A 13,550-nucleotide genomic window follows, 5' to 3' on the forward strand; every position below is an offset into this window, starting at 1 on the left:
CAGGCACGCCTCCGCCACACCGCGAAGATCACCACGGTCGCGTTCAGCCCAGACCACAAACTCCTCGCCACCGCCGCCAACGAAAACACCACCCGCATCTACACACTTGACAACCCCTGACCGACAACACAAACAACCAGAAGCCCGGTGCCGCCCGAAAGACATCGTCGCTGGTAGAACAGTGCAGACACCCGCTCGAGAGCACGCTCAGGTGATCGTGTCCCTGCTGTACAAGGTGACCCGGAAGCTACGGGCTGTCCCGTCGGTGCTGCTGCGTAGCGAAGCGGCGAAGGACGCGGAGATTCTCGTCCCACGGCACGAGAACGCAGTACTTCGTCGACAACCGGCGGGGCCGGTCCGCTACGAGCCCGCAGACCGGCTCTGGGTCGCCGCCCAGACGGTGGGTGCCGGATCTACTACGAGGCCCCGATTGCCGGACGAGAGTCATGAGCTGCGGACGGAACTCATCCCCGGTGCGAGCTCTCTTCCCGCGGGAATGTAGCCGGTCGCGCCGACCGCGGTCAACAGCGAAGAATTGCTAAAAATGTTAACGCTAACTTTAGCTACGGCCGGTCGGCCCGCTCTGTGATTGCCCATCCGGGCCGTTCCGACGTGGCAATTGGGAGCGTTCCCCGGAATCGCTAGGCCATTCAGTGCAACACGCCTCGGCCGAGCGAAAGGTTTCTTGTGAACGAAAACAAGTTGGTGTCACACTCCCTTGGTGTGATCGCGAGCACCTGCACGGCGACGCCCACGTCCACCGTCGCGTGGGTGTTATTCGCGGGCACACCACGGGTAGGTCGCAGAGGAGCGGGAATGGCAGTGAGCAGTGCCCGGCGGCGCCGTGCGGCAGGGCCGATCACCGGCGTGGTGCTGGTGACGTCGGGTGTGTCCGTCATGGTGGCTCCGCCGGCGTTCCCGTCCACGGCGTTCCCGTCCGAGCGGTATGCGTTCAAGAACGTCAAGATCGGTGGGGCCGGGTTCGTGAGCGGGATCGTGTTCAGTCGGGCGCAGAAGGACCTGGCGTGCGCGCGGGCCGATGTGGGCGGCGTGTACCAGTGGAACGGTGCGGCCTCGATGTGGGCCCCCTTGCTCGACTGGGTCGGCTGGGACAACTGGGGTGACCGCCACCAGTGGGGGGCGCCGGCGCGGCGATCACCGGTGACCCGGCGATCTGCGGCCGCGTGTGCCTGACCGGCTACGGCCGCGGCACCGGCTACGGCGGCCGGCTCGCGCGGGTCCGCCCGGGCGCTAGTCGTCCACGGTGGGTGGCCTTCCGGCTCCGCCAGGTCGGACGCCATGCCGTCGCTCTGCTCATGGTGCGGCGGAACCGCTCATTACTGGAAAGCGCTTACCAAGTTGTTTGTGCTGTTCGAGCGGAGAAGGCCGTGTCAATTCCGGGTACTGCGCCGTGGCGATTGCTCCGCGCAGTCGCCGAGGTGACGGCGTATTCAGTCGCGGTAATCCTGCTCCTGGGTGGGGCGCGGCGTTTGGGCGCGTCCATTGCGGTGAAGATCAACTGCCGTGCAGTCGTAGCATCACCGCTGGTAGGAGTCGTGGTGTGACATCGGCGAACGTTGGCTGCGGGGCTGATCGGCCCCCGATTCACGGTCGTTGGCCAGTTTCAGGATTGGCCACCCCGTCGTCCGCTCACGGCCTTGACCGCCTCGAAAAATGCTCATTAGTTTGTTCACTCGACAGACGAATCGTGTGGCGCGGACCACGGTTCGATCTTCGTAGGGGGAGGGCTCAATGGTGAACTCGTCCAGACGTGGTCGCATTCGGTGGCCGCGTCCGTGGTTATCCGCCGCGATCGTCGTGGCGCTGGTCGGGTCGTTGGTCTCGCTGGTCGTCCCGGCGCAAGCGCACCCCGGCCACGGCGTCGAAACGTTCAAGGCGCTGGTGTTCACCAAGACCGTGACCTTCCGGCATCCGTCGATCGACGCGGGTGTCGCGGCGCTCCGGGAGCTCGGTGCCGAGCACGGGTTCACCGTGGACTCCACTGACGACGCGGGCGTCTTCACCGACGCCAACCTCGCCCAGTACGAGGTGGTCGTCTTCCTCTCCACGACCGGCGACGTGCTGGACAACGGTCAGCAGGCGGCGTTCGAGCGCTACATCAAGGCCGGTGGCGGCTTCGCCGGTGTCCACGCCGCGTCGGACGCCGAGTACGACTGGGCCTGGTACGGCGACCTGGTGGGCGCGTACTTCTCCAACCACCCGGACCCGCAGAACGCCACGGTGAAGGTCACTGACCCCGCACACCCCTCGACCGCACACCTGCCGCAGGCTTGGCGGCGCTTCGACGAGTGGTACAACTTCCGCGCCGACCCGGCGGCCGACGTGCACGTGCTGGCCGAACTGGACGAGACGAGCTACAACCCCGGCAACGGCGCGATGGGCACCAGCCACCCGATCGCCTGGTGCCAGGACTACGACGGCGGCCGCTCCTGGTACACCGGCCTCGGCCACACCAACGAGTCCTACGCCGACCCCGCGTTCCGCGACCACCTGCTCAAGGGTGTGCAGACGGCGGCGGGCGTCCTCGACGCCGACTGCTCGGCCACGCGCACCGACGCCTTCGACAAGGTCACCCTCGACGACAACACCGCCAACCCGATGGAGTTGGCCATCGCCGAGGACGGCCGGGTCTTCTACATCGACCGCAACGGCGCCGTGAAGCTCGTCCGCACCGACGGCTCGGTGGTCACCGCGGGCTCGGTCCAGGTCTACACCGGACAGGAGTTCGGCCTGCTCGGGCTGGCGCTCGACCCGGGCTTCGCCACCAACAACCACCTGTACCTGTACTACTCGCCCGCCGGAGCGCAGGCGGTCGACCGGGTGTCCCGCTTCACGTTGTCGGGCGACACGATCACCGCCGGCAGCGAGAAGGTGTTGCTGGAAATCACCACCCAGCGCGACCAGTGCTGCCACGCCGGTGGCGCGCTGGAGTTCGACAACGACGGCAACCTGTTCATCACGACCGGCGACAACACCAACCCGTTCGCCTCCGACGGCTACAGCCCGCTCGACGAGAGGCCGGGCCGCGCGGCGTGGGACTCCCAGCGTTCCTCGGCGAACAGCAACAACCTCAACGGCAAGATCCTGCGGATCACGCCGCAGCCGGACGGCACCTACACGGTCCCCGCGGGCAACATGTTCCCGCCGGGCACGGAGAAGACCCGGCCCGAGATCTACGCGATGGGCTTCCGCAACGCCTTCCGCATCGGCCTCGACCCGTTGACCAACAAGCTCCAGGTCGCCGACTACGGCCCGGACGCCGGCCAGGTCAGCCCCCAGCGGGGGCCGGACGGACGCGTGGAGTGGAACATCGTGGACCGGCCGGGCTTCTACGGCTGGCCCTACTGCGTGGGCGCCAACACCCCGTACCACGACCACGACTTCGCCACCGGCGTGTCGGGCGCGGCGTTCGACTGCTCCGCACCGGTCAACAACTCGCCGAACAACACCGGCATCACGCAGCTGCCGCCGGCGATCGGCACGCCGATCTGGCAGGGCAAGTCCACCACAGGCAACCCGGAGATCGGCGGCAGCGGCGCGCCGATGGCGGGCGGCACCTACCGGTTCGACCCGGACTTGGACTCGCCGCGGAAGTGGCCCGCCTACTGGGACGGCAAGGCGGTGTGGGGCGACTGGAACGACGGCAGGATGTTCTCGTTCCAGCTGTCGCCGGACGGCGAGACCGTGTTCGACATCAACCGGATGCTGCCCGGTATGGGCTTCAACCGCGTGCACGCCATGCAGTTCGGCCCGGACGGCGCGCTGTACCTGATCGAGTGGGGTTCCGGCTTCGGCGGCAACAACGCCGACAGCGGCCTCTACCGGATCGACTACGTGCGCGGCAACCGCGCTCCGGTCGCGGTGGCCACGGCCGATCCGAAGTCCGGACACGCGCCGCTGACCGTGCGGTTCGATTCGTCGGGGTCGCGCGACCCCGACGGCACCGAGATCACCCTGGCGTGGGACTTCGACGGCGACGGCACCACCGACAGCACCGAGGCCGACCCGAGCCACACCTACACGGCCAACGGCAACTACACCGCGCGCCTCACCGTGACCGACGCGGACGGCAGGTCCGCGGTCGCCAACGTCGCCATCGTCGTGGGCAACACCCCGCCGGTGGTGACCCTGACCGCGCCGGTCGACGGCGGGTTCATCGACTTCGGCGACCAGGTGTCCTACCGCGTCACGGTGACCGACGCCGAGGACGGCACCATCGACTGCCAGAACGTGGTCGTCCAGCCCGCCCTGGGCCACGACGAGCACTCCCACGGCTACGAGCAGTACCGCGGCTGCGAGGGACTGGCCGTCATGTCCGGCGACGAGGGTCACGCCGGCGCGAACATCTTCGGTGTCCTGACCGCGAAGTACACCGACAAGGGCGCACCCGGCGTGGCCCCGCTCACCGGCGAGGCGATCCTGGTGCTGCAACCGAAGCACAAGGAGGCGGAGTTCCACGCGGAGTCCGGTCGCACCGCCGACGGCGCGGGTGACGACACCGCCGGTGTGCAGCGGGAGGACACCACCGACACCGGCGGGGGCCAGAACATCGGGTTCATCACCGACGGCGACTACTTCTCCTTCGCCCCGGCGACTCTCGCGGGGATCGACCAGGTGCGCTTCCGCATCGCCTCGGGCGGGGAGGGCGGTCGGATCGAGATCCGGGTGGGCGCGCCGGACGGTCCGCTCGCCGGCACCGCGACGTTCGCACCGACCGGCGGTTGGCAGAACTGGACCACGGTGACCGCGGACGTCGTCGACAACCCGCCGGCCGGGTCGAAGCTGTACTTCGTCACCCGCCGGCCGGAGGGCAGCACCACCACCAGCTACCTCGCGAACATCAACTGGCTGGAGTTCGTCGGCAGGGGCGTCACGCACAACCAGCGGCCCGCGGTCACCGTCACGGCCACCCCGACTTCGGGCACCGCGCCGCTGAAAGTCGACTTCACCGCGACCGCCACCGATCCCGAGGGTGACACCCCGATCCAGTACACCTGGACGTTCGGTGACGGCGGCACCGGCACCGGCGCGTCGACCAGCCACACCTACACCACCGGCGGCACGTTCCGCGCGAAGGTCACCGCGACCGACGCCAGGGGCGCGAGCGGCACGGCGAACGTCGAGATCACCGTGCAGTCGCCGCCGATGGACTGCTTCGCGGGCCGGTCGGACGACTTCCTCGGCACCTCCCTGGAGCGCGGCCGGTGGACCACGGTGGTGCGGGAGAACCAGGACCTCGCCGTCCGCGACGGGCACCTCGTGATCCCCACGGCGTCCACCGACATCTACGGCACCGACAACAACGCGCCGAACATCGTGCTCCAGGACCTGCCGCCAGGGCCCTTCGAGGCCACCACCAAGGTGCGACTGCCCGCCAGGCAGGCGTACCAGCAGGCAGGGCTCATCGTCTACGGCGACGACGACAACTACGCGAAGATGGTGCTGGAGGGCCGCACCACCGGTAGCGACGACGCGGCGAGCCGCATCTTCCAGTTCATCCGGGAGGAGAACGGCTCGCCCAACGAGGTCGGCGAGTCCAACACCGCGCCGCTGGGCGCGCAGTACCCCGACACCGTGTGGATCAGGTTCAGCAGTGACGGCACGAACCTGACCGCGTCCTACAGCGCGGACGGCCGGACCTTCACCGCGATGCCGCAGACCAAGGCGCTGGCGGGCATCACCAACCCGAAGATCGGCCTGCTGTCGCTGTCCGGCACCGGCGGTCGCCCCGTCGTCAACGCCGAGTTCGACACGTTCGGCATCACGCCGGACACGACGGTCGAGGTCGACCGGAACGACGACTTCACCGGTCCGTCGCTCGACGGCTGCCGCTGGAACGCCGTCGTCCGGCGCGATCCCACCGGCTACGGCGTGGCCGACGGCAGCCTGCGCCTCGACACCAGCGACGGTGACATCTACGGCTCGTCCACCGACACCCCGGCCAACATCATCCTCCAGAGCGCGCCGGGCGACGACTGGACCATCGAGACGAAGGTGGACGGCTCCGCCCTGGACGAGCAGTACCAGCAGGCCGGGTTGATCGCCTACGTCGACGACGCGAACTACGTGAAGTTCGACTACCTCACCACCAACGCACCGGGCTCGGCGGTGGACAGGGTGATCGAGCTGCGCTCGGAGACCGGCGACACGATCGACCAACCGCAGCCCAGTGCGGGCGGTCTCGCCCAAGGCGTGTGGCACCTGAGGCTGACCAAGTCGGGGAACACCTACACCGGCTCCTACAGCCCGGACGGGCAGACCTGGACGTCACTCGAACCGGTGGTCAACACCGCACTCGGGAACAGCGCGAAGATCGGGCTGTTCGCTCTCGGAGGCCCGCAGACCGCGTCGAAGCCCGTGCGGTTCGACCACTTCCGGGTGATCGAAGGCGACCGGACGGCGCCGGAGCTGTCGGTGGTCACCGATCCCGCCACGCCCACCGGCGCGAACGGGTGGTGGACCGGGCCGGTGACCTTGACCGCCACGGCCACCGACGACCGTCCGGGCCAGGTGTACCTGGAATACCGGGTGGGCGACGGCGGCTGGGCGGAGTACACCGCACCGCTGTCGTTCGCCGACGACGGTCCGCGTGTGGTGACCTTCCGGGCCTCCGACACCGCGGGCAACACGTCCGAGGAGAAGACGGTGGCGGTCAAGGTCGACCAGACCGCGCCGAAGGTCACGGCGAAGGCCGACGAGCCGTCCGGCTCCGAGGGCTGGTGGACGCGGCGGGTCTCGGTGTCGGCCTCGGCGACCGATGGGACTTCCGGCGATCCGGTGGTCGAGTACCGGGTCGATGCCGGGGCGTGGCAGCCGTACTCCGCGGTGGTGGTCGTCGCGGACGAGGGGGCGCACCGGATCGCCGTGCGCGCGACCGACGCGGCGGGCAATACCTCGGCGGAGACGGTGCTCGACGTCAGGATCGACACCGCCACGCCCGTCACGTCCGCCCAGCGCGGCCTGGCGCCCTCACGGGTCTGGCTCCGCGCGGAGGACGTCACCTCGGGCGTGGCCAGGACCGAGTACCGGATCGCGGGCGGGCCGTGGCAGGTCTACCAAGGGGTGGAGATCAAGCTCCGGCCCAACGGCAGGGACCTCCTGGAGTACCGGTCGATCGACGTCGCGGGCAACGTCGAGGCCATCGGTCGGTACACCGCGACACCCGGGCCCAACCCGGACGCACTCTCGCCCGAGTAGGTCGTGGGTGTGGCCCGCACCCCGACGGGCCACACCTCCCTTCCGCACCGGCACCCGGCCTCCGGCCGTCGTTGTCCGGCGACACCGAGGAGTGGCATGAAAAGCAGGCCCGTCCGCCTGCGCGCGCGCACCGCGGCCGCGGACCAGCTCACGGTCCGCAGGCACAACCTCTCGGTCGTGCTGTCGCAGCTGCGCGACCGCGGCCCGCGGTCGAGGGCGCGGCTCGCCGAGGAGACCGGCTTGAACAAGGCGACGGTGTCCAGCCTGGTCGCCGAACTGGTCGACCGCGGCCTGGCGGGTGAAGGGGAGGCGGAGCGGGCGACGGTCGGCAGGCCGGGCCAGCCCATCCGGCTCGACGGCGAGCACGTGGTGGCGGTCGGGGCCGAGGTCAACATCGACTACCTGTCGGTGCTCGTGCTCAACCTGCGCGGCGACGTCGTGTCGGAGAAGCGGCTCGCCCTCGACACCGCGCGGATGGAACCCGCCCTGGTGCTGGCCCGCCTGGGCCGGCTGCTCGGTCACGCCTTGAAGGGCCTGGCCAAGAACGACATCCGCCCGGTCGGGATGACCATCGCCGTACCCGGCCTGGTCGGGGTCGGGACCGGGATCGTCCACGAGGCGCCGAACCTCGGCTGGACCGACGTCGCGGTGGTCGCCGAGATCCGGCGCATCCTCGGTGACCCGCCGTACCCCGTGATACTCGACAACGAGGCCAACCTGGCCGCGCTGGCCGAGATCGAGGGACAGGGGCCGGACCGCAGCGCCGACCTGATCCTGCTCAGCGGTGCGGTGGGCATCGGCGGCGGCGTGATCGCCGGCGGGCAGCTGCTGCGCGGCGCCTCCGGCTTCGCGGGCGAGGTCGGGCACATGCGGGTCCGGGCCGGCGGTCCGCCCTGCGGGTGCGGCAGGCAGGGCTGCTGGGAGGCCGCGGTCGGCCTCAACGCCCTGCTCGCGGCAGCGGCGCCGGAGCACGACCCGGTCCGTGATCCGTCGCTGGACGTGGAGAAGCGGCTCGCCGAGATCAGCAATCGGGCCCGGTCGGGCGACCCTCGGGTCCTGGACGCGTTGACCGAGATCGCGCACTGGCTCGCCGTGGGCGCGGGCATCCTCGTCAACGTCTTCAACCCCCGGCTGCTGGTCCTCGGTGGCTACTTCGCGGCCCTGTCGCCGTGGATCGCGGGCTCCCTGCACGACGAGTTGCGGCTGCACGTCTTCGCCGGCGACGCGGGCGGCACGCGCGTGACGTTCTCGACGCTCGGCTTCTCCGCCTCCGCGCGCGGAGGGGCGTCGCAGGTCCTCGACCACGTCTTCCAGGACCCCACCCTCGTCGAGCCGGTCGGCGGGCACCACCCCGTGGCACAGGAGGAATCGGTATGACGAGAAGCGGAACCCCGTTGCTGGCCGTCCGGGGTGTGGTGAAGCGCTTCCCGGGCGTCACGGCTCTCGGCGGGGTCGACTTCGACGTCCGCGCGGGCGAAGTGCACTGCCTGCTGGGCCAGAACGGGGCGGGCAAGTCGACCTTGATCAAGGTCCTCGCCGGGGCGCAGCGGCCGGACGAGGGCGAACTGCGCTGGCAGGGCGAGGTCGTCTCGTTCGACAACCCGATGGACGCGATGCGCACCGGCGTGGCGGCCATCTACCAGGAGCTGGATCTGGTGGCCGGGCTCTCGGTCGCCGACAACGTGTTCCTGGGCCACGAACCGGCCACGGCGGGGTTCACCCGCCGCACCGAGGCACGCAGGCGGACCCGCGCCCTGCTGGAGCGGCTGGGCCACCCCGACATCCCGGCGGACCGCGACGCGGGCCGGTTGTCCGCGGCCAACCAGCAGATCGTGAGCATGGCTCGCGCGCTGTCCCGCGACGGCCGGTTGCTGATCATGGACGAGCCGTCGGCCGTGCTGGACCAGGACGAGGTGCGCACCCTGTTCCGGGTCATCAGGGAATTGACCGCCCAGGGCGTGGCCGTCGTCTACATCTCCCACCGGATGGAGGAGATCCGCGAGATCGGCGACCGGGTCACCGTGCTCAAGGACGGCCGCACCGTCGCCACCGGCCTGCCCGCCCGCGACGTGCGGACCGCCGACCTGATCAAGCTGATGACCGGGCGTGACCTGGAGTACGTCTTCCCCGACCGCAAGCCGCTCGATCCGACCGCGTCCGTCGTGCTCACCGTGCGCGGGCTCGCGGCGCCGGGGCGGTTCTCGGGGGTGGACCTCACCGTCCGCGCGGGTGAGGTCGTCGGGTTGGCCGGGCTGGTGGGCTCCGGGCGGTCGGAGATCCTGGAGGCCGTCTACGGCGCGCGCAAACCCTCGGCGGGCACCGTGGAGGTCGACGGCAAGCGGCTGCGGCGCGGTTCCGTGAGTGCGGCCGTGCGAGCCGGTGTCGGGCTGTGCCCGGAGGAGCGCAAGAGTCAGGGCCTGCTGCTCGACCAAGCCGTCTACCGCAACATCACGGTGTCCACGTTGCCCGCGTTCGCCCGTTTCGGCTTCCTGGACAGCGGCGCGGAGCGGGCGCGGTCGCGGGAACTGACCACCGCGTTGGACGTCCGTCCGCCGGGTGTCGACCGGGCGGTGCGCACCCTGTCGGGCGGCAACCAGCAGAAGGTCGTGCTGGCCCGGTGGCTGCTGCGCGAGTGCCGGGTGTTGCTGCTCGACGAGCCCACGCGTGGTGTGGACGTCGGCGCGCGCAGCGAGATCTACGAGCTGATCCGGGACCTGGCCCAGCGGGGCGTGGCCGTGGTCGTGGTGTCCAGCGACGTCGAGGAGGTCCTCGGCCTGTCGGACCGGGTCCTGGTGGTGCGCGAAGGGCGCGTCGTCCACGAAGGACCGGCCCAGGAGATCGACGAGTCCCGGGTCCTGGACCTGGTCATGGAAGGAACCGCCGCATGAGCGAGCTTGCAGCCAAATCACCCAGCACCGGATCGTTCAACTTCAACACAGTGCTTTGCGCTCTTGCCACGCCGAGCGCCAGCGAGGTGTGTGCATGAGCGAGAACACCGCGACGGCCGCCGTCGCACCGACGTCCGGCCCGCCCGGCGAGAGTCGCGCCAGGCGCGCCGTCACCGGGTTCCTGGGGTCCGCGGCCGGGCGCAACACCGGCCTGGTGGTCGCCCTGGTGCTGCTGTGCCTCGTCGGCGTCATCACGGCGGGGGACCGGTTCGCCGACGTGGACAACCTGCTGACGATCCTGCGCCTGGCCTCGGTGATCGGCGTGGTGAGCGTCGGCATGACGTTCGTCATCACCGGCGGCGGCATCGACCTGTCCGTCGGGGCGATCGTGGCGCTGTCCTCCGTGTGGGCCACCACCTTGGCCACGCAGTCCGTGGCCAACGACACGCACTGGCTGGTGCTCGTGTCCACCGCGGTGGCGGTCGGCGCGGGTTGCGGGGTCGTCAACGGCGTGCTGATCGCCTACGGCCGGATCGTGGCCTTCATCGCGACCCTGGCCATGTTCGCCGCCGCCCGCGGCTTGGCCGAGATCATCTCCAACCGCAAGACGCAGATCGTGAACGTGCAGGGATTCACCCAGTTCTTCGACGCCTCGGTGCTGGGCGTGCCGGTGCTGATCATCATCTTCGCGGTGGTCGCGATCGCCGGGTGGGTGGTGCTCAACCGCACCACGTTCGGTCGCCGCACCTTCGCCGTCGGCGGCAACCCGGAGGCCGCCCGGCTGGCGGGTATCGACGTGCGGCGGCACACCGTGCTGCTCTACACGTTGCTGGGTGTGTGCTGCGGCATCGCCGCGGTCATGCTCATCGCCCGCACCACCACCGGCAGCTCCACCCACGGCGGCCTCTACGAGTTGGACGCCATCGCCGCGGTCGTCATCGGCGGCACGCTGCTCTCCGGCGGTCGCGGCACCATCGCGGGCACCGTCTTCGGCGTGCTGATCTTCACCACGCTGTCCAACGTCTTCACCCTCAACAACCTCTCCATCTCCGCGCAGGCCGTCGCCAAGGGCGCGATCATCGTCGCCGCCGTGCTCCTCCAGCAGCGGCTCGCCCGGCGCGGCGACACCTGACCACGAACCCCCGCCACCGCAACGCAATCGCCGCCACCTCAGGAGAACATCCCATGTCGCACAACAGAATCACCCGGGCGCGCACCTTCGCCGCGATCCTCGCCACCGGCGTCGCGCTCACCGCCTGCACGGGCAACACCCCCGACACGACACCCCAAGCCGGTGGTCAGGCCGGTGCCAAGGTCGCCAACGACGAACCCGGCGAGAAGGTCGTCATCGGGTTCTCCGCACCCGCCGCGGACCACGGCTGGATGGCGGCCATCTCCGCCGCCGCCAAGACCGAGGCCGAGAAGTACTCCGACGTGGAGCTGAAGGTGGTGGAGGGCACCAACGACGTCAGCCTCCAGATCAGCCAGGTCGAGACCTTCATCAACGACAAGGTGGACGCCATCGTGCTGCTGCCCTTCGACGGCGCGGCGATGACGCCGGTGGCGCTCAAGGCCATGAAGGCGGGGATCACGGTGATCAACGTCGACCGCGCGTTCGACAGCCCGTTCGCGGCGCGCTCGACCGTCCTGGGCGACAACTACGGCATGGGCGTCTCGGCGGGCACCTACGTCTGCGAGAAGCTGAAGGGCAAGTCCGATGCCGTCGTCGCCGAAATCGCCGGCATCGACTCCCTGCCGCTGACGCAGGACCGCAGCAAGGGCTTCGCCGACGCCCTCGGCGAGTGCGGGTTGAACGTCGACAACCGCGTGGCAGCCGAGTTCACCGTGGAGAGCGGCGAGAAGGCCGCCGCGAACCTGCTCCAGGCCGCCCCGCGCATCGACGCGATCTGGAACCACGACGACGACCAGGGTGTCGGCGTCATGGCCGCCATCAAGAACTCCGGGCGCGGCGAGTTCTTCGTCGTCGGCGGCGCCGGGTCGGCGAACGTGATGCGCGAGATCAAGGCCGACAACGGCCTGCACAAGGCCACCGTGGTCTACCCGTCCACCCAGGGCGCCGACGGCATCCGCCTGGCCCGCCTGGCCGTGCAGGGCAAGAGCCTCGGTGACCTGGTCGAGGTCGAGGTCCCGCGCCAGATCGAGCTGTTCGCGCCGGTCGTGACCAAGGACAACGTCGACGACTACCTGCCCACCGCGTTCGAATCCTGACACCAACTCCGAGGAGGAGCACACCGCCGTGACGACACCCGATGGGACGGCACCGACCCTGGGCATCGCGATGGTCGGCCACGCGTTCATGGGAGCCGCCCACTCCCAGGCGTGGCGGGTCGCGCCCCGCTTCTTCGACCTGCCCGCCCGCCCCGTGATGGCCGTGGTCTGCGGTCGCGACCGGGCGCGGACCGAGGCCGCCGCCGCCCGACTGGGCTGGGCGCACGCCGAAACCGACTGGAAGGCCCTGCTCGACCGCGACGACGTGCACGTGGTCGACATCTGCACCCCCGGCGACACGCACGCCGAGATCGCCGTCGCCGCGTTGGAGGCGGGCAAGCACGTCCTGTGCGAGAAGCCGCTCGCCAACAGCGTCGCCGAAGCCGAGGCGATGGCGTCCGCCGCCGAGCGCGCCGCCGACCGGGGAGTGCACGCCATGGTCGGCTTCACCTACCGGCGCGTGCCCGCGATCTCCCTGGCCCGCGACCTGGTCGCGCAAGGCCGGTTGGGGCGCGTCCACCACGTGCGCGCGCAGTACCTCCAGGACTGGATCGTCGACCCGGCCGCGCCGCTGTCGTGGCGACTCCAGAAGGAGAAGGCCGGGTCCGGCGCGTTGGGCGACATCGGCGCGCACATCGTCGACGCCACCCAGTTCATCCTCGGAGACACCATCAGCGAGGTGTCCGGGACGCTGGAGACGTTCGTGGCCGAACGGCCCGTCGCATCCGCCCACTCCGGACTGTCCGGCACCGCCTCGTCGGCCGGGACGGGACCGGTCACCGTGGATGACGCCGCCCTGTTCCTGGCCCGCTTCACCGGCGGCGCACTCGGCTCGTTCGAGGCCACCCGGTTCGCCAACGGCCGCAAGAACGCCATCCGCATCGAGATCAACGGCTCGGCGGGCAGTCTCGCGTTCGACTTCGAGGACATGAACGTCCTGCACTACTTCGACGGCGTCGAAGACGCGGCGGTCGCGGGCTTCCGCCGCATCGTCGTCACCGAGCCGCAACACCCCTACGTCGACGCCTGGTGGCCCGCCGGGCACGGCCTGGGCTACGAGCACGCGTTCACGCACCAGGCCGTCGACTTCGTCCGCGCCGTGGCCGGCGGAACCGCTCCCGCACCGTCGTTCGCCGACGGGCTCCAGGTCCAGCGGGTCCTCGCGGCCGTCGAGGACAGCTCCGCGGCCCGCGCCTGGCGAGACGTCTGACCACC

At 70.2% G+C, this 13,550-nt stretch carries 8 protein-coding genes; all 8 read left to right on the forward strand.

The genetic code is table 11. The features are described 5' to 3' along the window. The first annotated feature begins 27 nt into the window (after positions 1 to 27). The gene (locus tag ALI22I_RS55235) at positions 28 to 120 is read left to right on the forward strand and encodes a hypothetical protein (RefSeq protein ID WP_443216875.1); all 93 of its coding nucleotides are present in this window, start codon (positions 28 to 30) and stop codon (positions 118 to 120) included. Between the two features lie 696 nt (positions 121 to 816). After that, entirely contained in the window at positions 817 to 1,194 is a 378-nt protein-coding gene (locus ALI22I_RS01040; RefSeq protein WP_143531856.1) for a hypothetical protein, read from the forward strand. A gap of 558 nt (positions 1,195 to 1,752) precedes the next feature. Beyond that, positions 1,753 to 7,218, forward strand: coding sequence for a ThuA domain-containing protein (locus ALI22I_RS01045; protein ID WP_083751327.1), 5,466 nt, complete (start codon positions 1,753 to 1,755; stop codon positions 7,216 to 7,218). Positions 7,219 to 7,314: 96 nt separating this feature from the next. Then, complete coding sequence (locus ALI22I_RS01050; protein ID WP_077003704.1) at positions 7,315 to 8,595, forward strand: ROK family transcriptional regulator; 1,281 nt, start codon at positions 7,315 to 7,317, stop codon at positions 8,593 to 8,595. Beyond that, on the forward strand, positions 8,592 to 10,106 hold the full coding sequence (locus ALI22I_RS01055) for a sugar ABC transporter ATP-binding protein (RefSeq protein ID WP_077003705.1): 1,515 nt from the start codon (positions 8,592 to 8,594) through the stop codon (positions 10,104 to 10,106). The genes ALI22I_RS01050 and ALI22I_RS01055 overlap by 4 nt, the downstream gene beginning before the upstream one ends. A gap of 94 nt (positions 10,107 to 10,200) precedes the next feature. Then, positions 10,201 to 11,238: an ABC transporter permease gene (locus ALI22I_RS01060; RefSeq protein WP_077003706.1), complete on the forward strand. Its 1,038-nt coding sequence runs from the start codon at positions 10,201 to 10,203 to the stop codon at positions 11,236 to 11,238. A gap of 53 nt (positions 11,239 to 11,291) precedes the next feature. Further along, positions 11,292 to 12,335 (forward strand): substrate-binding domain-containing protein, encoded by a 1,044-nt coding sequence (locus ALI22I_RS01065; protein WP_077003707.1) that lies wholly within the window; start codon positions 11,292 to 11,294, stop codon positions 12,333 to 12,335. A 70-nt stretch (positions 12,336 to 12,405) separates the two neighbouring features. Continuing rightward, a complete protein-coding gene (locus tag ALI22I_RS01070) occupies positions 12,406 to 13,545 on the forward strand; it encodes a Gfo/Idh/MocA family protein (RefSeq protein ID WP_077003715.1) in 1,140 nt (379 codons plus the stop codon). Positions 13,546 to 13,550: the final 5 nt, after the last annotated feature.

Origin of the sequence: Saccharothrix sp. ALI-22-I, from assembly GCF_001984175.1 — a bacterium.
Taxonomy (GTDB): domain Bacteria; phylum Actinomycetota; class Actinomycetes; order Mycobacteriales; family Pseudonocardiaceae; genus Actinosynnema.